Source organism: Rhizobium giardinii bv. giardinii H152, assembly GCF_000379605.1.
In the GTDB taxonomy this organism is placed as follows: domain Bacteria; phylum Pseudomonadota; class Alphaproteobacteria; order Rhizobiales; family Rhizobiaceae; genus Pararhizobium; species Pararhizobium giardinii.
Genome location: NZ_KB902682.1, coordinates 74,129 through 96,291, shown reverse-complemented (window position 1 = coordinate 96,291; position 22,163 = coordinate 74,129). Strand labels below are relative to the sequence as shown.

The 22,163-nt window shown below is 59.4% G+C and carries 19 protein-coding genes; 5 read left to right on the top strand and 14 right to left on the bottom strand.

Annotated features, from left to right (window positions below; all coding sequences use genetic code 11):
• The 6 genes from A3AY_RS0119155 to A3AY_RS0119130 form a co-directional block, all read right to left on the bottom strand.
• Positions 1-866, bottom strand: an 866-nt coding sequence (locus A3AY_RS0119155; protein ID WP_026203615.1) for an AMP-binding protein, incomplete at its 3' end; no start/stop codon positions are given.
• A 158-nt stretch (positions 867-1,024) separates the two neighbouring features.
• Positions 1,025-1,147, bottom strand: a complete 123-nt coding sequence (locus A3AY_RS41085; RefSeq protein ID WP_018327284.1) for a hypothetical protein — start codon at positions 1,145-1,147, stop codon at positions 1,025-1,027.
• Positions 1,148-1,540: 393 nt separating this feature from the next.
• Entirely contained in the window at positions 1,541-2,995 is a 1,455-nt protein-coding gene (locus A3AY_RS0119145) for an aldehyde dehydrogenase family protein (RefSeq protein ID WP_018327283.1), read from the bottom strand.
• Positions 2,992-4,266 (bottom strand): NAD(P)/FAD-dependent oxidoreductase, encoded by a 1,275-nt coding sequence (locus A3AY_RS0119140; RefSeq protein ID WP_018327282.1) that lies wholly within the window; start codon positions 4,264-4,266, stop codon positions 2,992-2,994. The genes A3AY_RS0119145 and A3AY_RS0119140 overlap by 4 nt, the downstream gene beginning before the upstream one ends.
• A 74-nt stretch (positions 4,267-4,340) precedes the next feature.
• On the bottom strand, positions 4,341-4,514 hold the full coding sequence (locus A3AY_RS39240) for a hypothetical protein (RefSeq protein ID WP_018327281.1): 174 nt from the start codon (positions 4,512-4,514) through the stop codon (positions 4,341-4,343).
• Positions 4,515-4,525: 11 nt separating this feature from the next.
• On the bottom strand, positions 4,526-5,344 hold the full coding sequence (locus A3AY_RS0119130; protein ID WP_234913219.1) for a GNAT family N-acetyltransferase: 819 nt from the start codon (positions 5,342-5,344) through the stop codon (positions 4,526-4,528).
• A gap of 174 nt (positions 5,345-5,518) precedes the next feature.
• Between A3AY_RS0119130 and A3AY_RS0119125 the strand changes: the two genes are divergently transcribed.
• Together A3AY_RS0119125 and A3AY_RS0119120 are read left to right on the top strand one after the other, a co-directional pair.
• Positions 5,519-5,755, top strand: coding sequence for a hypothetical protein (locus tag A3AY_RS0119125; RefSeq protein ID WP_018327279.1), 237 nt, complete (start codon positions 5,519-5,521; stop codon positions 5,753-5,755).
• A 295-nt stretch (positions 5,756-6,050) separates the two neighbouring features.
• Positions 6,051-6,527 carry an Lrp/AsnC family transcriptional regulator gene (locus A3AY_RS0119120; protein WP_026203614.1) on the top strand — a complete coding sequence of 159 codons (477 nt, stop codon included), beginning with the start codon at positions 6,051-6,053 and terminating at the stop codon, positions 6,525-6,527.
• Between the two features lie 251 nt (positions 6,528-6,778).
• Here A3AY_RS0119120 and A3AY_RS0119115 read toward each other — a convergent pair whose 3' ends face one another.
• The 8 genes from A3AY_RS0119115 to A3AY_RS0119080 all read right to left on the bottom strand — a co-directional run bounded on the left by A3AY_RS0119115 (position 6,779) and on the right by A3AY_RS0119080 (position 17,933).
• Positions 6,779-8,155, bottom strand: coding sequence for an aspartate aminotransferase family protein (locus tag A3AY_RS0119115; RefSeq protein ID WP_018327277.1), 1,377 nt, complete (start codon positions 8,153-8,155; stop codon positions 6,779-6,781).
• 14 nt (positions 8,156-8,169) lie between these two features.
• A complete protein-coding gene (locus tag A3AY_RS0119110; RefSeq protein WP_018327276.1) occupies positions 8,170-9,003 on the bottom strand; it encodes a GNAT family N-acetyltransferase in 834 nt (277 codons plus the stop codon).
• Between the two features lie 358 nt (positions 9,004-9,361).
• Complete coding sequence (locus A3AY_RS0119105) at positions 9,362-10,819, bottom strand: NAD-dependent succinate-semialdehyde dehydrogenase (RefSeq protein WP_018327275.1); 1,458 nt, start codon at positions 10,817-10,819, stop codon at positions 9,362-9,364.
• A 327-nt stretch (positions 10,820-11,146) separates the two neighbouring features.
• Positions 11,147-12,457 (bottom strand): NAD(P)/FAD-dependent oxidoreductase, encoded by a 1,311-nt coding sequence (locus A3AY_RS0119100; protein ID WP_018327274.1) that lies wholly within the window; start codon positions 12,455-12,457, stop codon positions 11,147-11,149.
• Positions 12,458-12,632: 175 nt separating this feature from the next.
• Positions 12,633-13,505 carry an ABC transporter permease gene (locus A3AY_RS0119095; RefSeq protein ID WP_018327273.1) on the bottom strand — a complete coding sequence of 291 codons (873 nt, stop codon included), beginning with the start codon at positions 13,503-13,505 and terminating at the stop codon, positions 12,633-12,635.
• A gap of 36 nt (positions 13,506-13,541) precedes the next feature.
• Positions 13,542-14,492: an ABC transporter permease gene (locus tag A3AY_RS0119090; protein WP_018327272.1), complete on the bottom strand. Its 951-nt coding sequence runs from the start codon at positions 14,490-14,492 to the stop codon at positions 13,542-13,544.
• A 68-nt stretch (positions 14,493-14,560) separates the two neighbouring features.
• Positions 14,561-16,231, bottom strand: coding sequence for a peptide ABC transporter substrate-binding protein (locus A3AY_RS0119085; protein ID WP_018327271.1), 1,671 nt, complete (start codon positions 16,229-16,231; stop codon positions 14,561-14,563).
• A gap of 37 nt (positions 16,232-16,268) precedes the next feature.
• Positions 16,269-17,933, bottom strand: coding sequence for an ABC transporter ATP-binding protein (locus A3AY_RS0119080; RefSeq protein WP_018327270.1), 1,665 nt, complete (start codon positions 17,931-17,933; stop codon positions 16,269-16,271).
• A gap of 646 nt (positions 17,934-18,579) precedes the next feature.
• On the opposite strand from A3AY_RS0119080, the gene A3AY_RS41510 reads away from it, so the two are divergent.
• The 3 genes from A3AY_RS41510 (at position 18,580) to argE (ending at position 22,158) form a co-directional block, all read left to right on the top strand.
• Entirely contained in the window at positions 18,580-19,053 is a 474-nt protein-coding gene (locus tag A3AY_RS41510; protein WP_210163021.1) for a hypothetical protein, read from the top strand.
• A gap of 578 nt (positions 19,054-19,631) precedes the next feature.
• A complete protein-coding gene (locus tag A3AY_RS0119075; RefSeq protein WP_018327269.1) occupies positions 19,632-20,507 on the top strand; it encodes a GNAT family N-acetyltransferase in 876 nt (291 codons plus the stop codon).
• Between the two features lie 526 nt (positions 20,508-21,033).
• Positions 21,034-22,158 carry an acetylornithine deacetylase gene (gene argE, locus A3AY_RS0119065; protein ID WP_018327267.1) on the top strand — a complete coding sequence of 375 codons (1,125 nt, stop codon included), beginning with the start codon at positions 21,034-21,036 and terminating at the stop codon, positions 22,156-22,158.
• Positions 22,159-22,163 lie beyond the last annotated feature (5 nt).

Here is a 22,163-nt window from a genome sequence, read left to right as displayed (position 1 = left end):
TGATGGGTCATCGAGGCATAGACAAGATAGCCGCCCGTCGTGTGCAGCACACCCTTCGGCTTGCCGGTCGAGCCCGAGGTATAGAGGATGAACAGCGGATCCTCGGCCTTCATCTTCGCCGGCGGGCAATCGGCNTTCACCGTGGCGACGGCCTGATGNTACCAGATGTCGCGATCCGCGAACCAGTTGATCTTGCCGGCGGTGCGACGAACGACAAGAACGGACTTGACCTCGACGCCGTCGCGCTTGGCGATGTCGATCGCGTGGTCGGTGTTGGCCTTGAGCGGAATCGGCTTGCCGCCGCGCAGGCCCTCGTCCGCTGTGATGACGAAGGTGGATTGGCAATCGACAATGCGGCCGGCCAGCGCATCGGGGGAAAAACCGCCAAACACGATCGAATGCACGGCACCGATGCGGGTGCAGGCGAGCATCGCATAGGCGGCTTCNGGGATCATCGGCATGTAGATCGTGACGCGGTCGCCTCGTCTGACACCGTTTTCCTTCAGCACATTGGCGAGGCGGCAGACATGCTCGTAGAGCTCGCGATAGGTGATCTTCCTGTCGTCATAGGGATTGTCGCCCTCCCAGATGATCGCCACCTGGTCGCCCCGCTTTTCCAGATGCCGGTCGATGCAGTTGTAGGAGACGTTGGTGAGACCGTCCTCGAACCACTTGATCGATACCTTGCCTTCAAAGCTGGTGTTCTTGACCTTGGTGTAAGGCTTGAACCAGTCGATGCGCTTGCCATGTTCGCCCCAGAACGCTTCCGGGTCGGCGACGCTCTGCTTGTACCATTTCAGATAGGTGGCGTTGTCGACAAGCGTGCGGTTCCTGTCATGCGACGCAACGTAGATTTTCTCGTTCATGCTTCCCTCGTTCTGAGTGATGGCCATTCCTAGCGAACGGGCAAGCTTGCTGCATTTGGCGGCAGCACTCTCGTCATGAGCGCACTGCGTCAAACCCGCAATTGTAGCGGCTCGCCAGACTGATCCGCCCTGGCATGCAAATGAGCAGTTCGCAGGGCTTAGATGATCGCCTTTCTTTGATCGGCCCGGCTGGCCGTCAACACCATGTCTGATCCGGGTGTTCGCATCAGAAGAAGAGTGGCAAAGGTGAGGAGGATCGGCATGCTGATGATGAGTTCCATGGCAATTTCTCCAAGTTGGTCGTTGCTGACACTTAAGCATATGACCGCTTGACCGACAGATTCTTCTGAACTCGCCCGGTATGGCAGAGCATTATTCGGATCCAGCATGACGGGCCGCAAATTCTCTGCAACGACACTCCGACCGACGCTCCAAACAGTGACATCGGCTGAAATCAGCAGCGTTTCGGAGGATATCCTGCATTACTCCTCGTTGTTTCGCTACGATCTCACCTCCGCGCATTATCTCTTCATGAAATGCGTGTCTAGCATTCCGATTTCCTCATCCTGGATCCACCTTTGGCGACATTCAGGCCGTTTTATCGACGAACGTCCGCAGGCATCTTACTGGCAAAAAGACGCTCCGATAGCAGGGTGCCTCTGCGAAGATGCCGCTTAGAAAAAGCCGAGGATGGACTTGACCTCAAGATACTCCAACATGCCTTCGATGCCGTATTCGCGTCCGTTTCCAGACTGCTTGAAACCGCCAAACGGGGCGTGTGGATCCCAGGCCGGGTAGTTGAGGTGAACTTGCCCGGAGCGGATCTGCGACGCGACATCCTTAACGATGTTCATATCTTTGCCCTGCACGTGCGCCCCTAGGCCGTAAACGGTATCATTGGCGATGGTGACGGCCTCTTCCACCGTGTCGTAGGGGATGAGGCACAGAACCGGTCCGAAGATCTCCTCCTGGGCAATACGCATGCCCGTGCCCACCTCGGAAAAAATCGTCGGTTTAACGTAGAACCCGACATTCAGACCGGCAGGGCGGCCCTCTCCGCCGACAATGAGTTTTGCGCCTTCTGAAATGCCGACCCTGATCATGGTTTGGATCCGATCGAACTGGGCCTGGTTCGCGATCACGCCGTGGGTGCTGGTCTCCGCGAGAGGATCGCCCACGACGATTTCATCTGCGGCCCTTTTAGCAAGTGACTCGATCTCTGAAAGCAGCGCGCGCGGGACAATCATGCGCGTCGGTGCGCTGCATGACTGGCCGAGATTGCGAAACGCAGCGGCAATACCCAGGGAAACGGCGCGATCGAGGTCGGCGTCCGGTAGGATCACGTTCGGCGACTTGCCGCCGAGTTCCTGCGCGACACGCTTGACAGTCGGCGCGGCCGCCTCGGCCACCGCGATGCCCGCGCGGGTAGAGCCGGTAATGGAGATCATGTCGACGTCTTGATGGGCGGCCAGACCCGCGCCGACGCATGGGCCGTCGCCATTGACAAGGTTGAAAACCCCGGGCGGGAATCCAGCCTCTTCGATCGCCTCAGCGAACAGCAGGGCGTTTAGAGGAGAAAGCTCGCTTGGCTTCAGCACGACCGTGCAGCCTGCGGCGAGCGCCGGAGCAACTTTGGCCGTGATCTGGTAAAGTGGCCAGTTCCACGGAGTGATCACTGCACAGACGCCGATCGGTTCGTGGGTGACGGCGGTACGGCCGCGCTGTTTGACGAAGCGGAAGGCTTCCAGGACATCGCGAGCGACCTCCACATGGGCCATCGCTAGGGGCACTTGCGCGGTGCGCGCATATCCGATCGCCGCGCCTATCTCGAGGGTGATGCATTGTGCAAGCAGTTCGCTGCGCGCTTCAAGCACCGCGTGCAGCCGATCAAGCAGACCCGCGCGGTATTCCGGCTTGGTACGGCTCCAGGTGGCGAACGCCCGACGGGCCGCTGAAACGGCCGCGTTCACGTCCTTGCTGTTTCCCAGCGGAAACCGGGTCACAACCTCCTCCGTGGCCGGATTCACCACAACGCCCTCGGCGGTGCCTCTCGGCTCGAGCCATTGGCCGTCAATGAAGAACGTTTGCAAGTGGCCGTTTCGGGACAGGTGTTCGAGGGGCGCGATCATTGAACTAGGTCCTTCATGCGGTAGTAGGCACCGAGGATCGGCAGGAACCAGGGACGGCCGAAATATCCAGGGATCGCTGGCCAGTCGAAATCCTTCCAGGGGTTGAGGTCGGGACGACCGTCCATGACGTCGGTCATGATACTGCCCATCAGCGTCGACATATGAGTGCCGTGTCCGCTATAGCCCATAGAGTAGAAGATTCCGTCGCGCTCCCCGGCGCGGGGCAACCGGTCGCGGGTCATATCGACCATGCCGCCCCAGCAGTAGTCGATCCGGACGCCGGCCAGTTCCGGAAAAACGTCGACCATCGCCGCTTTCAGGATTCGGCCGCTTTTTTCGTCGGATTGTGGATTGGACACCGCAAAGCGTGCCCGCCCGCCGAACAACATGCGGTTGTCCGGTGTCAGCCGCCAGTAGACAACAAGGTTGCGCGTATCGACGACATTGCGACGGGCCGGCATCAAGCGGTCAAGCTCCGAAGGCGATAGCGGTTCCGTCACAATCAGGAATGCCCCGACCGGCACGATCCGCCGACGGATCCATCCGAGTGGTCCAACCTGGGAAATGCCGCTGGCCAGCAGAACCTGCCGCGCAACGATTTTGCCTCTGGAGGTGGTTAGCTCATGCCCAGCGGGAACCTTGTGCATGGCCAGGACGGGCGCGCGTTCATAGACCTCCGCGCCCCGCCGCGCGGCTGCGGTCGCCAGGCCCCGGACGAACCGGCCGACATGCATGTTGGCGCTCTTGGGAAAGAGCAGCCCACCGTGGTAACGGCCGGTTCCGACCTCGCTATGTAGGTCCGCTCGGGCAATCATCCTCGTGTCGGGATCGACATTGGCCGCCAAAAGCTCCTGGCTGCGCGCCAGCATGTCATAGTGCTCGGGTTTGGCGGCAAGCTTGAGCTTGCCTACTCGAGAGAAGCTGCAGTCGATCTGCTCTTCCCCAACGATCCGCTCAACCATGTCGACGCCGGCATCGAAAGCTTTGTAAAGCGCGTTTGCGGCATCCTTGCCGTACTTGCCGGCCATGATCGCATAGTTCTGGGCAAAACCATTGTTGCACATACCGCCGTTGCGTCCGGATGCGGCGTTGCCGATTGTGTCGGCCTCGAGCAGGGCGACCCGGGCGCCCTTCTTGGCAAGCGCCAGTGCGGCGGAAGATCCGGTCAGACCGCCTCCCACCACGGCGACGTCGTAGTGACCTTCAAGGGGTTTGGATGATCCATCATTGAACGGCTGAGACGTATCCAGCCAGTAAGAGGTAAGCTTCATTTTGCCACCAGCGCGTTAATTTGCATGGGCGCCATGCAAAGCGTAGAGATTGGTCACCAGTCTCGGATTCGCTGTCACCGCGCTTCAATTTTTTTAGGCGCAGCACCACGCCAAGCTTCGTGGCGTGCTCGGTCAGCACGGTACATGGCGCTCAAGCCGTCCTCGGTCCACAAGCAGCGCTGGGGTGACCAGGCCTCGATGATTTTGACCGTCTGTGGTCCTTGCAGGTTTACCGTCATCTTGCCCATATCCTGATTTCCTAACCGAACGACTGGTTTGCCAAGGCATACATACGGGCCGTCCCGTCGGATTCCGGTCGCTGCCCCTTGACCATAGCGGTCGCATGACTGACCTGCTTGAGGCCGAGGCCCTCCAGCCAATCGCTCAATTCATCTTCCGCATAGACATCGATTCGAACAAATTGCCCGTGAAGCTTCGAAAGCTGGGCCAGGATCAGGAGTCGCGCATCTTGTGCGCTCTCGGCTGCACAAGGGCCGATAACGTAGCCGCGGCCGAACTTCCTTGCGATGGCGTAGCCTGCAATCCGTCCCGCGCGTTCGACGACCACCACGTTACCCACATCGGCGAGCTGGGCCACCATCGACTGTCGGGACATGCCCGTGGCCCGCTGGTCAAAGGCTTGGATCCCCATAAGGTCGGAGATGGTTGCCGGACGGATGTCGTCGCGGGCATTCAGGGTCACCGCAACGGTGAGCGTACCCTGATGCTGAAGCACAGTGCTCCAGGCAGTAAAGCCACGTCGCTTGTAGAGCGCAAGCCCCTCCGCGGTTGAGTTGAGCAGAACGTTGCGACCGACTGTCGCCTGAAGCACCCCATTGAAGAGCTGCGAGCCGTAGCCTGCGCCCTGTGCGGAGGCGGTGACGATGATCATCCCAGCGGTGGCATAGGCCTGTCCGTAATTCCACCACATGGCCGTGCCGATCACTTCGCCTGCCCGCTCGATGACCAGACCCTCGCCGACCGTCGCGGCAAACTCCCAATCCTGCAGCCGGTAAGGCCAGCCCATCTCCTGCGATAGCCTCAGCGCTCCCTGCAAATGCCGGGTTTCAATTTTCATCAGCTCGATCCGGGCGCTGACTTTGTCGCTCTCATGGTCTACGGCCATAGGTGAAATACTGTCTCTTGGTTAAAGCTCGAATTCATAGTCGAGCCTGGCAAGCAGATTTCCCTGCTGTTCTTGCCCTTCATTTCGGCCGAATCATTCGTTTTGAGCCGTCCCTCGGCATGACGGATGGTGCAGGTCGAACAAAAATTTTTTCGCCGTCGGTACGGCGGCTTTTGCGACCGGCGCGACGGCAACGCCGTCTGCAATGGCCTGACGAACGCCGGAACGGAACACTCTGCATCGATGAAGCCCTCCAACGGCAGAATGACGAGCAGCAAAAAAAGCAGCTGCCCGTTTTCGGCAGGGATGCGAGACCCCGGCTGCAACGCTATTGGCGAGGGTGAGCTAGCTGGCATCTGGTAATACGGATCCAAGCAATCAGGAGACTGGCTCAACCAATGTTGCGGAAATCACCTTTGGCCCAAGGGCACTTACGTCCAGTTCAGCAGTACCGGGCTTGCGCAACACGGCAGGGCACGTGGTCCTTTGGTTGCCGCTGCAGCATATAATGCCGACGCACCGGCCGCCGCAGTACGTTCGTGCGCCGCAGTCACGCTAAACGCCATCGACACGTTACAGCAACATGTTACTCTGACTATGGGAACATAACGGCACGATATGCTGCGCCATGATCGTCGTCGATAAACGGAGCAGGCTGTTGAAACTCGACCGTATCGATATAAAGATCCTGCATGAACTGCAGAAAAATGGCCGCGTTACCAACGTGGAACTGGCCGAGTTGGTCAATCTTTCACCGAGCCCATGTCTGATGCGCGTGAAGAAACTGCAGTCTGAGGGCTACATCGACGGCTACTCCGCACAGATCAATGTGAGCAAGCTGGGGCAGACGTTGACAGTCTTCACGGAAATCACATTGAAAAACCACCGGCAGATCGACTTCGCCCGCTTCCTGACTTCGATAGAAAAGATCGACCAGGTCATGGAATGCCACCTGGTGTCTGGCGGCTATGACTATCTCCTGAAATTTGTAACCGCCGGCATCAGTGAATATCAGGAGATCATGGAGCGTCTCACCGACCTGGAGATCGGCATCGATAGGTATTTCAGCTTCGTTGTCTTGAAGTCGCCCATCGTCAAGTCACACATGCCGTTGACGAGCCTGTTTCCGCTTTAAATTCGGTATCCGCTCTTGCGCCAACAACCCCTCACGGATTGGCCCGAATTGTGGCTGCAGAGCTCCGTGCTACATCGCCTAAAGCCCAGCTAGTTGCGCGGCAATGCCGCAACCTATGACGCTTGCTTATGCAGAAAGAGCCAATGGTCATTCGCATTGCAAATCTGTACCGCGCCGTAATCTCCAGGAAGAGGTCATGGCGCGGTCAGAATGTCGATTTGGCGACATGTTGCCTCTGTCACCTGCCGTGATCAGTCTTTGATGGCCGCGCGCACATCCGGGTCCGCCAGGGTATCGTCCAGCGTCTTTCGGGTGCGTTCAATGATTGCGTCGATATCGGCGTCGGTGCAGCAGAGTGGTGGCGCGTAGCCAAGTACGCCGTTGGCGAAGGCGCGGAGGACCAAGCCGTTTTCCCAGGCCCGGTCGAAGATGCGGCGTGCCGGATCGGCTGTCATTGGCAGCGGGGTCTTCTTCTCCTTGTCTACCACGAGTTCCAAGGCGGCGAGCATTCCGCGGCCGCGGACATCCCCGACGAGTGGATGGTCCTTGAGGCTCTCAAGCCCTTCCATCAGCCTAGCGCCCGCCTTCCGACCGTTCGCAAGCAAACCGTTTTCGTACAGTTTCAGAACTTCGAGGCCGACAGCCGCGGATACCGGATGGGCCGAATAGGTATAGCCGTGACCGACGGCTGCAGCACCGGCCCCATCGGCGATGGTCTGATAGACGTGGTCGGCCATGAACACTGCACCCATCGGAACATAGCCGGAGGTCAGACCCTTGGCAGTGGTAATGAAATCCGGCACGATGTCGTCCTCCGCGCAGGCGAAGAGCGGGCCGGTGCGCCCGAAAGCGGTGATCACTTCGTCGGCAACGAATAGGATGTCCAGTTCGCGGCAGAGTTCGCGCATTGCCTTCATCCACCCCTTCGGTGGAACCAGCACGCCGCCCGAACCCTGGATCGGTTCAGCATAAAAGGCGGCGACGCGATCGGGGCCAATTTCCTCAACCTTGCGCCGCAGTGCCGCGAGCGAAGCGTTGATGATCGCCTGCGGATTATCGCCGACGGGATTGCGATAGGCATAGTGCGAGGGAATTTTATGCTGCCACTCGAAGGGAATGCCGAAGCCTGCATGGAAAGACGGCAGCGCCGTCAAGCCTGCTCCGACAGTAGATGAGCCGTGGTAGCCTTGCTCGACCGAGATGAACTGGTCGCGCTTCGGCTCACCACGGGCAATCCAGTAATAGCGGCTGAAACGGACGGTGCTGTCGATCGCATCCGATCCGCCGAGTGTGAAGTAAACATGGTTGAGATCGCCCGGAGCTCGCTCTGCCAATGCCGCGGCGAGCCGGATCGCCGGCTCCGAACCGAGGCCGAAATAAGCCGTCGCGTAGGGAAGTTCGCGCATCTGTCGGGTTGCCGCTTCGACAATCGATTCCTGGCCGTACCCGGCATTGACGCACCAGAGCCCTGCGAAGCCGTCGACCAGTTGTTTGCCCGAGGCGTCTGTGACAGATGCGCCTTTGGCAGACGTGAGCACGCGCACGCCGAGCTTCTCGTGATTGCGATAGGAGGCGACCGGATGCACGAGATGGGCGCGGTCGAGTTCGACAAGGGAATTGCTGTACATGATAACTCTCCGGATCAGCCGAGCGCCTGGTTGGCGAGGGCAAAGATGGTGGGGTCGGAAGCAGCTGGGGGGATCGATGGCCTCATCATCGCAATACCGCCACCGACGTGACCGAGGCCCCGCTCGGCGAGCCAGTCCGACAAGTCGATGATGCCTGGGATATCCACCCGTAGAAACCGGCCGGGGCGCAGGGCGATGAAGTGAGCGACGAGCGCTTTTGCGTCCTCCAGGTCCCCGGCGGCGACGGGGCCGATGACTTCGCCACGGCCGAAACAGCGAAGGGCTGAGAAACCGGCGATGCGGTTGTTGCGCCGGATGACGGCGAATGTGCCCACATTGGCCAAGTAGGCGATCAGATCACTGCGGTCGGCACCAAAGGCCTGTCGGTCAAGTTCCGCAATGGCGGAAAGATCGGCCGACGTCGCCGCAGACGTGATCGGCGGAGTGTCTATCTTCGCGGTAATGCCCTGGTGCTGCAGCACCCGCCCGGTCTCGCGAAATCCGAGTTTTTCGTAGAGCGGCAAACCGTCCTCTGTCGCTACTAGCCGCAGCGGGCGCCCATCGGAGAGGACGAGAGCGGCGTCCATGAGCCGCCGGCCAATACCCCGGCCACGCAAGGACTGGTCCACAATGACCATGTTGATCGTAGCACATGCTTCCTTGTAGCGCGTCACGAGCGCGGTGCCTACGACCCGGTCATTCTCGATCGCGACCGCGCCTTCGCTCAGGGCAAGGGCCATCTGCCAGTCCTCGGGGCGATGGGGCCAACCCACTTGCCGCGAGAGGGCGACGGCGGCGTCAAGATGTTCGGGGACAAAAGCGGCAATATCGATCTGACGTTTCTGCATGGCCCTTCCTCAAGTTGCTGAGCCAAAGTTTGCAGGAAAGCCGGTTGGCAGATCATCTGAAGAGGGCGTGCTGAGCGGTATCTTATCGCTTTCGCTTCATCTGCCGCCGCATCTTCTGCTGGCACGGGGGAGCCACCGGGGCGGACCTCGACAGGAGGCGCGTCGCGGCTAACACCGCGAGATATGCCAATCCACGTCGCATAAGGAAGTGCCGATAACATGCTCCGTCCGAAATATTCATGAAACGTAGAAATTAGCCTCTTCGCAGGGACAAAGCCGGCGGCGCATGAGGATGCGCCGCGGGCTTTGTAAGCGGGTGCAGACATAGAACAGAAACGATCCGGCGAGAGAGCCCGGCCTAGTTCAGACCGCCAATGTGGAAGCTCTTCATTTCCAGATATTCCTCGATGCCGACCTGCGCGCCTTCGCGACCGAGCCCCGACTGCTTTACGCCGCCGAAAGGCGCCACTTCGGTGGAAATCGCCCCCGTGTTGAGCCCGATCATGCCGAATTCGAGCGCCTCCCCGACGCGCCAGGAGCGCTTGAGGTTTTCGGTGTAAAAATAGGCGGCAAGGCCGAAGGGCGTGCTGTTGGCGATTTCGATCGCTTCTTCCTCCGTTTCGAAGCGAAAGAGCGGAGCAACAGGACCGAACGTTTCTTCGCTGGCGAGCAGCATTTCGGCCGTCGCCCCGGTAAGAACGATCGGCGCGATGTACTGTTTGCCTTCCGGCAGCGAACTGCCCCGTGCTACCACCTTGGCGCCCTTTGCCAGCGCGTCTTCGACATGAAGGTTGATCTTCTCGATCGCCGCAGGGTTGATCATCGGTCCGATGGCGTTGCCGGGCTCGGTTCCCGGGCCGACCTTCATCGCGTTGACGCGCGCGCTGAGCTTTTCGGCAAAGGCGGTGTAAACGCTGCCCTGAACGAGAATCCGGTTGGCGCAGACGCAAGTCTGCCCGCCATTTCGGAATTTGGATGCAATGGCACCCTCGACAGCAAGGTCTAGATCGGCATCGTCGAAGACGATGAAGGGTGCATTGCCGCCGAGTTCGAGCGACAATCGCTTAATACTATCCGCTGCGCCGCGCATCAGCAGCGAACCGACGCGCGTGGAGCCGGTGAAGGAGATCTTGCGCACCGTTTCGTTCGCCATGATCTCGTTGCCAATCTCCGTCGGCATGCCGGTTACGATGTTGATGACGCCAGGCGGAATGCCAGCCCGCTCAGCAAGGACACCTAGGGCGAGCGCCGAATAGGGCGTGAACTCAGAGGGCTTGATCACCACCGTACAACCTGCCGCCAATGCGGGGGCCACCTTGCGGGTAATCATCGCGTTCGGAAAGTTCCACGGTGTGATGATGGCGCAGACGCCGACCGCATCCTTGAGCACGACGATGCGGCGATCCGCCGTCGGCGACGGAATGGTGTGGCCGCCGATGCGGCGGGCTTCCTCGGCAAACCATTTGACAAAGGACGCGCCATAGTGAATTTCCGCGCGGGCTTCGTTGAGTGGCTTGCCCTGCTCAAGTGTGAGGAGCAGTGCAAGATCCTGGAGATTTTCGATCATCAATGCATGCCAGCGCTCGAGCAGGGCGGCGCGCTCGGCATGGGTCTTTTTCTTCCACGGTGCAAAAGCGGCGCTGGCTGCCTGAATGGCTGCGCGAGTTTCAGTGGTACCCATATCCGGAATGGTGCCTAGAGTCGTCTGGCTCGCGGGATCGACGACGTCAATTGTCTTGCCCGCGGCAGCACCTAACCAGGCGCTGCCGATCAGGCCGGCCTGCCGGAATAGATCTTTGTCCTTCAACTGAAGCATAGTGTTCCTCTCTGACGATCAGACGCGTCGGCCGCAAGAACCGCCGCGGTGCATGAAGTTCCGTCCCGCGCCTTCGGCATCCCCTCAACACGGGATCACCGACGGGCGCGCCTGAACGAGGGATGGAGACACGGGACAAAACTGCCCCTCGACCTGTTCCTCAGCTAAGACTAACGAAGGATGACAAGCAGCATGTATCGACTAGCGGTGTGGTCGCGGTGGAAAATAACGTTTTTGCGGCACTCGGCAGTCACATCTTCGGTCGTTGCCACGAGGTTTCTGCCGAGGGGTCGGCTCCCGCCAAAGGGCCGGGGCCCGGACATCTTCTCAGCGGCTAGCACGGTAGAAGGCGATTTGGTCCTGGATGCGATAGCCTTGAATAATGGCCGGCATAAACCATGGGTTGCCGTTGTAAAATGGAATGAAGGCCGGCGGTCGGAAGTCAAAGGCGCTGTGCGCCTGTTGGCGATGGCCCAGCAGCTTGTGGGCGGCGTGTATGCCCACCCACGGTGCCCAGACTACCCCCGAACCGCAGAATCCGGTGGCATAAACCACACCGTCCTTTTCGAAGATGCGGGGCAGCATGTCGCGGTGCATCGCGACATTGCCGAACCAGGTGTGCGACAGACGGACGTTTTTAAGTTCGGGGAAGAGATTCACGAGTCCCTTGCGCAGAACGAGCTTAGGCCCATCCGGATCGCCGGCGCGAGAGCTGTCCCGCCCGCCCAACAGGATGCGTTTGCCGTCCGGCGTCGGTCGATAGTAGAATCCGAGCTGGCGGCCTTCGGTCACCGTCATCTGCTTCGGCATCAGCCGCGCCATGACGTCAGGGGTGAGTTCCTCTGTTACGATTATGCGGCTGCGAACCGGCACCAGTCGGCGGCGCAGGAAGGGCACCGCACCATCGGTATAGCCGTCCGTGCAGACCAGGACCTGACGCGCTCGAACCGTGCCGGCCGACGTCGTGACGCGAAACTCGGAGCCATCTTTCTCTACCGAAGTCACACGCGTCCCGGAATGGACCGTCAGTCCGGAAGCCAGTGACACCCTTAGGAGTTCAGCGTGAAACTTGGCCGGATGCAGCCCGCCAATATCCATCCGCACCATGCCGCCGCGATAGAAATCGGTGCCGATATAGTCGCGTTGTTCGGCATACGGCACGGCGTAAGACTCGATACCTAGCCTTTTTGCCAGGGTCTCGGCGTTTCGGGCGGTCTTCTCGTACTGGTCGAACCCGATGACGCCCTTGAACTGGCCGACCAGATTGAAGTCGCAGTCCAGCCCTTCGGTCTTGATGAAGTCATAGAGGAACTCGCGAGCGAGCTTGCCCTCGGCCTCGATGGCGATGGCTTTGTCTTCGCCGAAGCGCCGGGTGATTGCGGCGTAGTCCGGGCGAATGCTTCCGCTGGTAATGCCCCCATTGCGCGACGAGGCGCCCTCGCCCGGGTTCATCGCATCGAAGGCGGCGACCGAACGCCCCTCGCGCGCCAGAACGAGCCCGGCCGATAACCCGGCGTATCCGGCGCCTATGATCGCCACATCGAGTTTCTTGGCCAGCGGCTGCCGCGGCAGTGGTTTGACGGGTGCCGCTTCCCACCAGTAGGGTGAGTTCTTGTCTGCGATTGTGGAGTCGCCCATGGGATTAACTTCTCGTTGCGTTTGGCCAAGGCCTTCTGGATTGCGGAGAAAGACAGTCGACTTTTGCGGCTGCTCGTTGATCAAAAGTCTGCGGTTATCAGACGACACTCGAAACAATCGACGAGCGGGGGTGACGCTTCCCCCGTCCTGCCGATCAGATCGGATTTCCTTGCCGTCAGTCCCCGCGAACATCGAACGCGTCACGCAGGCCGTCGCCAATGAAGTTGAAGCTGGTGACCGCGATGGTAATGGCGGCACCAGGAATGATCGCCAGCCACGGTGCGGTTCCCAGATACTGCTGCGCGCCGTTCAGCATGTTGCCCCAACTGGGCAGCGGTGGCTGAATTCCATAGCCAAGGAAGCTGATATAGGCCTCCATGAGGATCGCCCGGGCAACAGTCAGAGTAGCCGCAACGATGATCGGACCGATGGCGTTGGGCAGGATCTCGCGGAACATGATATGGGTTCCGCTTAGCCCCAACATGCGCCCGGCCTGGACGAACTCGCGTTCGCGAAGCGAGCGGACCTCGGCCTCGACAATCCGGGCAACCTCCATCCAGCTGGAGACGGCGATGACAACGGTAATCATGATCGGGCTGGGTTTCAGTGCTGCGGCGAGGGCCAGCACCAGGAAGATCGACGGGAAGGACAGAAAGCCATCCACTGTGCGCATCAGCGCCATGCCTAGCCAGCCGCCGCGGTACCCCGCAATCACGCCCACGAGCGTTCCGATGAGCGTCGACAAGAGCATGGCGGAAAAGCCGACCAGCAGGGAAATCCGTCCCGCCATGAAGAGCCGGGCCGCCACGTCCCGTCCCAGGGGATCGGTGCCCAGATAGTGACTGCCGGTCAAGGGAGGCGCAAAACGGGCGCGCAGATCGATATAGAGTGAATCATAGGGCAGCAGGTGCGGACCCAAGACACACGCCAGCGTTAATAAGGCGATCATGACCATCCCGAGGAGAGCCAGATGGTGGCTCATAAATCGGCGTGCGGTTCGGCTGTTCCACCAACGGTCCAGGTTCGAATTTGCGGCGATTGCGGTCATAAGTGATGACTCCCTGTTGAGCGTCTCATGACGCGCTTAACTCAAGCGAATGCGTGGGTCGATGACCGCGACGGCGATGTCGGCGATGAGATTGCCCAGGATTACGAGAATGGCCGAGAACATCAGCAGTCCCATCACCACCGGATAGTCGCTGTAGCCGAGGCTATCCAGAAACAGCCGACCCATTCCGGGCCATGTGAACACCGTCTCGGTAACCAAGGCGCCGGTCAGGACACTCGGAAGCTGCACTCCCGCCAGCGTGATCATTGGCAGCAGGGCGTTGCCGACGACATGTTTCATCAATATCCGCCGCTCGCTTAGTCCCTTGGCGCGCGCTGTTTTGACGAATTCCTGGCTGATGACGTCAAGCGTCGCGGATCGCATATAGCGGCTCCAGATCGCGACATGGACCAGCGCCAGCACTATGCTCGGCAGGATCAGGTGATGCATGTAATTCAGTGCCGAGCCATCCCCGATCGTGTACATGTTGCCGGCCGGCAACCAGCCCAACTGAAGCGAAAAGACGTAGATGCCGATAAGCCCGAACCAGAAGGTCGGGATAGACAGCGCCACCATGGCGCCGACCGTCCCCAGATAGTCGAACACCGAATACCGGTGCGTGGCGCCACGGATGCCGATCCACGTTCCGACGGCAATCGCGATGACCGTGGAAGACCCCATTAACAACAGCGTTGCAAAAATGTGCCGGCCGATTACGTCCAGAACCGGCGCGCCGTCGCGGAAGGAGTGACCCCAGTCACCCTGCACAAGGCGCCAGGCCCAGTCCAGATATTGCATCCACAGCGGACGGTTGAGCCCCAATTGTTCTTTGAGACGATCGAGATCATCCTGCGTCATGCTGGGATCAAGCCCAAATTGCGCCAACGGGCCACCCGGGATCAGGTTCAGGACGACGAACCCGATGACGGAAACGATCAGGAGCAGGACGAGGCTCTGGGAGAGCCGGTTTAATAGGAAGCCGCGCATTCAGCTCTCCTCATGACAGCGTCAATGGATGGGGCCGCCGCCGCAACTCGCGACGGCGGCGGCGAAGGTCAGCTCTTCCAATGCCATGCGGCGGCATGCCAGGATGCGACGCGGGTGTTGGAATTGGCCTCGAAGCCCTCGAGCCCTTCCTTGCGGCCGAACACGTTGGTGTAGGCAAACAGCGGCAGGAACGGCAGGTCCTGGCGGACGATTTCCTGCACACGAAGATAGATGGCGCGCCGTGCTTCCGGGTCGAAGGTGCGGGCACCTTTTTCGAGCAGCGCGTCGACCTCGGGGTTGGAGTATTGGCCGGTGTTCGAGCCCTTTCCGCCCTTTGCAACAATTGCGCTGGTGTGCAGGCGGTTGGTGACATCGGGGTCGGCCGCGATGACATTGGTTACACCGGAGATGGCGGAGTCGAACTGCGATTTGAGCCAGAAATCGCCCCACATGACCGCCCCTGGCAGGTTCGATATGGTCATCTCGACGCCGATTTCGGCGAACGATTGCTGCAGGAACTGCTGCACCTGCTCACGCAGATTGTTGCCTGCCGTCGTTGCGTTGGAGAACGACAACCGAACGCCGTCCTTCGCGCGGATTCCATCCGAGCCCGGTACCCAACCGGCTTCGTCGAGGATCTGGCGCGCCTTGTCGATGCTGTACTCCTGCGCCGGCAGGTCCGGATTGTAGTAGTAGGAATTCTGCGGCATGAACGTCTCGGTGGGTTTGTGGATCCCGTAATAGATTGCGTCGATGATCGTTTTTCTATCTATTGCGGCATAGAGCGCCTGGCGCACTGCCGGATCCTTGAATTGCGGCTTCTCAAGATTGAGATAGATCGACTCGACCGACGCCCCCGGCTCCAGGGTTACCACACGACCCGGTAATTTGCTGGCTTCCTCATAATGGTCGGCGGTTATGTATGCCTGGTCGACAAGGTCGATGTCGCCACTTACAAACTGGGTGTAGAGCACCGTCATGTCAGGAATGTATTTGAGGACGAGCCGCTCGACATATGGACCTTCGCCAAAATAGTCCGCGTTCGCGACGAGTTCGATATGGTCGCCGGCAATGCGCTGCGCCCACTTGAATGCGCCAGTGCCGACAGGCGTCTGATTGAAGGCGGCGGCATTGGGATCGGCTTCTTTTTCGAGGATGTGCTTGGGCACCATGAAGGTTTCGGCGAGAAACGACAGGTAAGGGGCGAACACGCTCTCCATTCGCCAGGTGATCTCGGTCGGTGAGACCACTTTGATATCGCGCACCAATGAATGGCCGCTGGTGCGCCACGCGCGGAAGTTAGGGTTAGTGACGAGTTCGAGAGTAAACTTCACATCCTCAGCCGTGAAGGGTTCGCCGTCGTGCCAGCGGACGTCGTCACGCAGACGAATGCGCCACTGCAGGCCGTCCTGCGAAATACCGCCATTTTTCTGTGTGGGCACTTCGGCCGCGAGATTGGGCTGAAGAACGCCCTTGGGGTCCATTCGAAAGAGCGCATCGAACACCGAGAAATGCAGTGCATCGTCGACCTCGGTATGCGCCATCAGGGGGTTGAAGACGGTGGGTTCTTGAGAAAGCCCGACGACGACGCGGCCGGTGGGGGTTGTTGGAGGGTTTTGCGCGAAGGCAGGCTTGCCGAAGAGGTTGGGGGCGGCAAAGCAGGCGACGCCGCCCGCTGCCATGAGGCGCAGCGCGTCGCGTCGCGAGTAGGTCGATCCGGTCGTGAAATCTTTGGTCATAATCTCTTCTCCGTAGTGGCGATATTCGCCGTGGTCCTCAAACGTTCGCAGCAATCGGCCGGGTGCTCCTCGGTCGCTCTCCAGGAATTGCCGCCACCAACTCACGCGTGTAGGCTGATTGCGGGTCCAGGAAAATCTGAGATGGCGGACCGTGTTCGACAATCCGCCCTTTCTGCATCACTGCGATTTCGTCGCAGATCTGGCTGGCGACGCGCAGATCATGGGTGATGAAGATCATCGAAACGCCGGTTTCTCGTTGGATTTTGTCCAGCAGCTCGAGAATCTGAGCCTGGATGGACACGTCGAGAGCAGAGACTGCCTCGTCAGCAATCAGCAGCTTTGGTTTGAACATCAAAGCTCGGGCGATCCCGATGCGTTGGCGTTGCCCACCGGAGAACTCGTGCGGATAGCGGCCGAAGGCGCCAGCATCGAGGCCCACATGTGAAAGCAACGCTCGTGCCTCCTCACGCGCCTGGGAATAGGACATCCCGTGCGCGACGGGCCCGACGGTAAGGATTTGTCCGATGGTCGAACGCGGGTTCAGCGATGCGAAAGGGTCTTGGAAGATCATCTGGATGCGAGGTCGCAGGGGACGGAACTCGGATTCCGAAAGCTTGGCGATGTCGTTGCCCTCAAACAGGATTCGACCGCCGTCGCTGTCCTGGAGCTTGATCAGAAGTCTTCCCAGCGACGATTTGCCGGAGCCGCTCTCGCCGACAACGCCCAGGGTGCGCCCATGTGCCAAGTCGAACGAAACATCGTTCACCGCAGGCACGACACGCTGGCTGCCGAACAGCGCGCTGCCGCTGCGATATGTCTTGGCCAGTCCCTCGACCTTCAGGATCGCCGCCTTGCTGACGGTCTCCTGGGGGATACGATTCTCGCCGGTCAGTCGCGGGACGGCCGCGATCAGGCGCTTTGTATAGGCATGGGTGGGTGCTTTCAGGACCTGCTCGGCGCTGCCTTGCTCGACGATGCGCCCCTTCTCCATGACCACGACACTGTCCGCGATTTCTGCGACGACGCCGAAGTCATGGGTGATGAACATCACGCTCATGCCCTTGCGACGCTGAATTTCCCGGATCAGTTCGAGAATCTGCGCCTGCGTCGTGACGTCGAGTGCAGTCGTCGGCTCGTCGGCGATCAGGACACTCGGTTCGAGCGCGAGCGCCATGGCGATCATCACGCGCTGGCGTTGGCCGCCGGAAAGCCGGAACGGGTATTGGAAGTACATGAGTTCCGGATCGGGCAGACCCACTTCAGTCAGCAACTCGACGGCCCGGCTGTGCCGCGATACCTTCGTGCCAACCCCATGGGCGGCCATGGCTTCCGTAATCTGTTCGCCTACCGTCATCAGAGGGTTGAGCGCCGACAGCGGATCCTGAAAAATCATCGATACGACCCGGCCGCGCATATCCCGCAGCTTTTTCGGCGATGCGCCGATTATCGCCGTGCCGTCAAGATAAATGGACCCCGAAGAGACGCGGATTATCTTCGGCAAGAGCCCCATGATCGTGTTTGCTGTTACCGACTTGCCTGAACCGGACTCGCCGATAATGCAGAGTATCTGACCCCGCTTGAGATCAAATGAGATGTTCTCGACGGCATGAGCCCGTTCCATGCCTTTCGGCAGGTCGACTGTCAGGCCGCGCACCGAAAGTGCCGCGTCGTCTACCAGTTTGGGCTTCGTGTTAACGGCCATCAAGGCTCCTCCTATTCAACGGCGCCGGAAAGTCTGCTGTGGATTACGACTGTGCTCCTCGCTCCGCAGGCAATCTATGTAAGCCTCTGCTTATTCTCTACCGGCCATGGTTGCTCCGCAAGTGAATGTAAAACGGGATCAACCCCTGCATTCCCAATGACGGACACGGACCAGCGATTGTCGGCCATTCGAATCCTTCGAATGCGTCTATCTCGACGTGTCAACGCTCCGAATGCCAAGCAGTATGGCTGGATATGTTCCCATGGAATCGCTGAAACTGCGGTTGGCGCAGCAGGAACTACCGAAACCAAGGTCGAAATTAGCATATTCTCATTCCCTGGATCCGCGGGGCTAAATCCGTCCAAAGTTCGACAAGAACTCAGAGTGCACCAAACAGGCAATCGATGAACCGAGAACGAACCACCGCATCCTTCGTACAGCGCTCGGCGACGCGCCATAGCGCTGGCGAGTCCTCAGTTCGGGCGCATCGTTCTTCATGACGATCGTGCCGGCACCGTAGTGATGGCGCTCAAGGGTGAGTTCCTGTTCCAGAGTTGCAGGACGAACGGACCGATGCCGCGCCATGGTAATGAAGCCGTCAGCGAAAGCGACATTGGCGTGACTGCAGCGCCGGGGAGGTGGACCCTTGTTTTCGCCCGAAGCGATCCGCGCAGCCACGCACCTTAATTGTGTAGGCACCGACACAAAGGGCAAGCGAGAGCTCCCAGCGGGCATTCTTCGCCGATCCCGACTCTTTGGAGGCGATCGCGAGCAATCGCGTTCCATTGGCGAAGGTCAACGGGATTCCGAATGCCCCTCGATCGGGATCGGCGACATGTTGGTGGGTACGACTGAACGCGATCTCGAAGATGTCACTTTTATCGACATGGCCGGACTAGCCCTTCAGGACTTGGTCGTCGCTTTGGCACCTCGCCACCGCAAACGGTCAAGGCACGACCCTGTCGTGTCGACCCGTCAACTAATGGCAATCAGCTCTAGGAACTCATCAAAATCGAAGTTCCATCGTGTCTGTGCCCTGTCGAAGGCTCCGGTTGTTAGCGCGGTGGAAATCCTCCACCCGATGACCAGTCCTGCCTCAGCTAATACTGCTGTAGAGTAGCGGGCAAACCAAACAACATGCTGGCGCGACCGCGAATGCCGCAGCCCATCTGAGGTGCAGGTGTTATGATATCACCGTTGGATGTACCACGATGCGAAGCGCATCGCAGTCCTCCATCCTACATGGGTTCCCCTCCCTCTCCTACCCGAGTAGTTTTGGCTGCCGTCATCCGACGGCAGCCAATTTTCTTGGCCCTCATCGATCAGTTGGACCGAAAATAGTCGCTCGCTGCAATAGCAGTGTTGGTCGGTACGACTGCGGCTTCGAAGAAGGCGCCGCTTGAACCGATCAGTGTACAACGTGGGATCAGCCAGCGACGCACAGGCATTTACGTTCATTTACCTAGCAATTTGGTTTTAGGGTCAACCACATGTACCGAGACCACGTCGAGGTAAAAGTTTTCCCTGCTGAATTGGGAATGGGTTTAGCTGAAGATTTCGAAGGAATACTACGAATAAGGCAAATCTGCTGATCTTGGCGTGCGATAGTGTGACTAGATTGCAATCTGCGCGAGGATCAAAGACACTGCTGGCCCGTGGTCGACTTGCGCGATCCGGCGAACGGAGCGGATAGCCTAAATGCAAAAATCAGTGCGCCTCAAGTCATTCGAATTGATCGCCCAGGATATCGACAGTGTCGATGTGAGCCTGCTTCACGCCCTGTCGATGGGTGTCGGTTGGCCACACCGGCCCAAAGACTGGGATTTCCTAAGGCGCGCCGGCCGAGGTATCGTTGCGGTCGATGGAATAGGGCGTGTCTTTGGAAGCGCAATGTGGTTTCCCCATGGGGACGATTTCGCCACCATCGGACTCGTGATCACCTCACCCCGCACGCAAGCACAAGGAAATGGGCGCTGGCTCATGGAACAAGTGTTTGAGCAGTGCGGCGACCGAAATCTGGCCCTGAATTCGACCAAAGCCGCTTACAACCTCTATATTTCGCTCGGGTTCACGAAGGAAGCGATCGTCTATCAATACCAGGGAGACGTTGCACCCAGGCTTCCTCCACTGCCAGATCTAAACGGGCAACTGAGCGAGTTGTCGAACGACAAGCTCCATGAGATCACAGCTCTCGACACCCAGGCATTCGGAATCAATCGCGAGAGGTTGCTGGCGTTGCTTTCAGAAGGCGCCTCCGTTTGCACGCTTCGGCGCGGCGACGAAATCGTCGGTTATTCCATGTGTCGCGAGTTCGGGCGCGGCCATGTGGTCGGACCGATAGTGGCAAGCAATGCTCAGGATGCAATCCATCTCGTAGCCGTGCATCTTAAGGATCTGGCAGGCCACTTCGTGCGCATTGATACGCGCGAGAAAGGCGTATTCGCCGAGTTTCTTCAGCAGAGCCGGCTGGCGCTTTCCGAGACCGTCACGACCATGTCGAAGGGGCGCCGCTTCCTCACCACCAATGAAGGCGGACCGGCTGTCTTTGGCCTCGCCGGCCACGCGTTGGGGTAACTCACGCCACTTCGGCATCGGCTTTCGGCTAAGAATGCTGTGAAATCAAAAGGCTAAACGCGGTGGCGATCCTTAACGATGGCGACGCGTTGTTAAGCCTTTAGAGCCAGCCTTCGGACCAATAAGTGGTGATCTCAATCAAAGCGCCCCACCAGCGGCGGGCGCACGGGCGATGCGCGCATCGATCCGGTTAGATCGCGCGCGGCCTCCAAATATCGGCGATGGCCATCTTTACGCCAGCGATCATCGGACCGGGATCTGCCACTGAGACCTCAAACCCGTTGCTGCTCGGCAGGCACGAAATCGCGCCTGCGATGTCACTCTCATCGCGCATAGAATCTACAATGAAACGGCCGACCAGGATTTGCTGGAGACAGCCTGTCCTTCGAAACAAAACGCTGAAAAGAGGCCCGCTTTCGGCACGTAATCCGGCAATTAGTCGTTAAGCTTTGATCCAAAGAACATCTGCAATGTCCGACAGCATTCCCATCAATGCTCATAGAAGCCTCAAGTTCAGGTCCAGATAATGCAAGCCGTTGAAATTCTCGAACAGCTGGTGGCTTTTCCCTCTATCGTTGGCCAGGCGAACAGCGCAATCGTCGACTGGATCCGCGCTTATGTGGCGCGGTTCAATCAAGAGGTGACCATTCTTCCCGGACCGGAAGGCGATCGCTCGAACCTTTTCGCAACAATTGGTCCGAGGAACGTCCCCGGCTACATTCTTTCGGGCCATATGGACGTCGTGCCGGCCAACGAACCGGAATGGTCGTCGGATCCGTTCGAGTTGCGTGCGCAGGCTGATCGTTTCTATGGTCGCGGCACCTCTGACATGAAGGGCTTTCTTGCAGCAACACTTGCCGCCTTGCCGGAACTCGCATCAAGACAGCTTTCGCAACCTATCCATTTTGCCTTTTCGTATGACGAGGAAGCGGGCTGCCGCGGCGTGCCGCATTTAATCAAGCGCCTTCCCGAACTCTGCGCCAAGCCCGAAGGCGCGATTATCGGCGAACCGAGCAACATGCGCGCGATCTGCTCCCATAAAGGCAAGGCATCAGCGCGCGTTGAAATCCGCGGCCGATCGGGCCATTCCTCGCGACCCGATCAAGGCCTGAATGCCATCCACGCCATGGCGGAGGTGCTGGCCGACGCAGCAGCCGGCGCCGGACGTCTTGCACATGGTCCCTTCGATCCTGCCTTCGCCCCCCCTTACTCCTCCCTCCAGGTCGGTACCGTCAAGGGCGGACAGGCCGTCAACATCATCCCGGATTTGTGTGTCGCCGAGCTTGAAGCGCGCGCCATTCCCGGCATTTCCCCCTCTGAACTGCTCGCCCCGACCAGAGAAAAGGCCGAGAGCCTGCGTAGCCGAGGGCTGCAGGTGAACTGGGATCTGATGAGCGCCTATCCAGCCTTGTCGCTTGCGAACGATGCACCACTTGCGCAACTGCTCAGGGAGTTGACGAGGCAGGAGCCTCTTGCGGCGGTCAGCTATGGTACGGAAGCAGGGCTCTATCAGGAGGCTGGGATCGACGCGATCATCTGTGGCCCGGGCGATATCTCCCGCGCGCATCGACCGGACGAGTTCATTCTTTTGGATGAATTGATCGCTTGCCAATCCATGATCGAAACGCTCGGCGCGCGGCTGTCCCGATAAAAGGC

Bases quoted from the DNA above. Each gene is read 5' to 3' on its own strand.
- A3AY_RS41085 (WP_018327284.1), bottom strand. From the start codon at position 1,147: ATGGAACTCATCATCAGCATGCCGATCCTCCTCACCTTTGCCACTCTT.
- A3AY_RS0119145 (WP_018327283.1), bottom strand. From the start codon at position 2,995: ATGATCGCGCCCCTCGAACACCTGTCCCGAAACGGCCACTTGCAAACG.
- A3AY_RS0119140 (WP_018327282.1), bottom strand. From the start codon at position 4,266: ATGAAGCTTACCTCTTACTGGCTGGATACGTCTCAGCCGTTCAATGAT.
- A3AY_RS39240 (WP_018327281.1), bottom strand. From the start codon at position 4,514: ATGGGCAAGATGACGGTAAACCTGCAAGGACCACAGACGGTCAAAATC.
- A3AY_RS0119130 (WP_234913219.1), bottom strand. From the start codon at position 5,344: ATGAAAATTGAAACCCGGCATTTGCAGGGAGCGCTGAGGCTATCGCAG.
- A3AY_RS0119125 (WP_018327279.1), top strand. From the start codon at position 5,519: ATGGTGCAGGTCGAACAAAAATTTTTTCGCCGTCGGTACGGCGGCTTT.
- A3AY_RS0119115 (WP_018327277.1), bottom strand. From the start codon at position 8,155: ATGTACAGCAATTCCCTTGTCGAACTCGACCGCGCCCATCTCGTGCAT.
- A3AY_RS0119110 (WP_018327276.1), bottom strand. From the start codon at position 9,003: ATGCAGAAACGTCAGATCGATATTGCCGCTTTTGTCCCCGAACATCTT.
- A3AY_RS0119105 (WP_018327275.1), bottom strand. From the start codon at position 10,819: ATGCTTCAGTTGAAGGACAAAGATCTATTCCGGCAGGCCGGCCTGATC.
- A3AY_RS0119100 (WP_018327274.1), bottom strand. From the start codon at position 12,457: ATGGGCGACTCCACAATCGCAGACAAGAACTCACCCTACTGGTGGGAA.
- A3AY_RS0119095 (WP_018327273.1), bottom strand. From the start codon at position 13,505: ATGACCGCAATCGCCGCAAATTCGAACCTGGACCGTTGGTGGAACAGC.
- A3AY_RS0119090 (WP_018327272.1), bottom strand. From the start codon at position 14,492: ATGCGCGGCTTCCTATTAAACCGGCTCTCCCAGAGCCTCGTCCTGCTC.
- A3AY_RS0119085 (WP_018327271.1), bottom strand. From the start codon at position 16,231: ATGACCAAAGATTTCACGACCGGATCGACCTACTCGCGACGCGACGCG.
- A3AY_RS0119080 (WP_018327270.1), bottom strand. From the start codon at position 17,933: ATGGCCGTTAACACGAAGCCCAAACTGGTAGACGACGCGGCACTTTCG.
- A3AY_RS0119075 (WP_018327269.1), top strand. From the start codon at position 19,632: ATGCAAAAATCAGTGCGCCTCAAGTCATTCGAATTGATCGCCCAGGAT.
- argE (WP_018327267.1), top strand. From the start codon at position 21,034: ATGCAAGCCGTTGAAATTCTCGAACAGCTGGTGGCTTTTCCCTCTATC.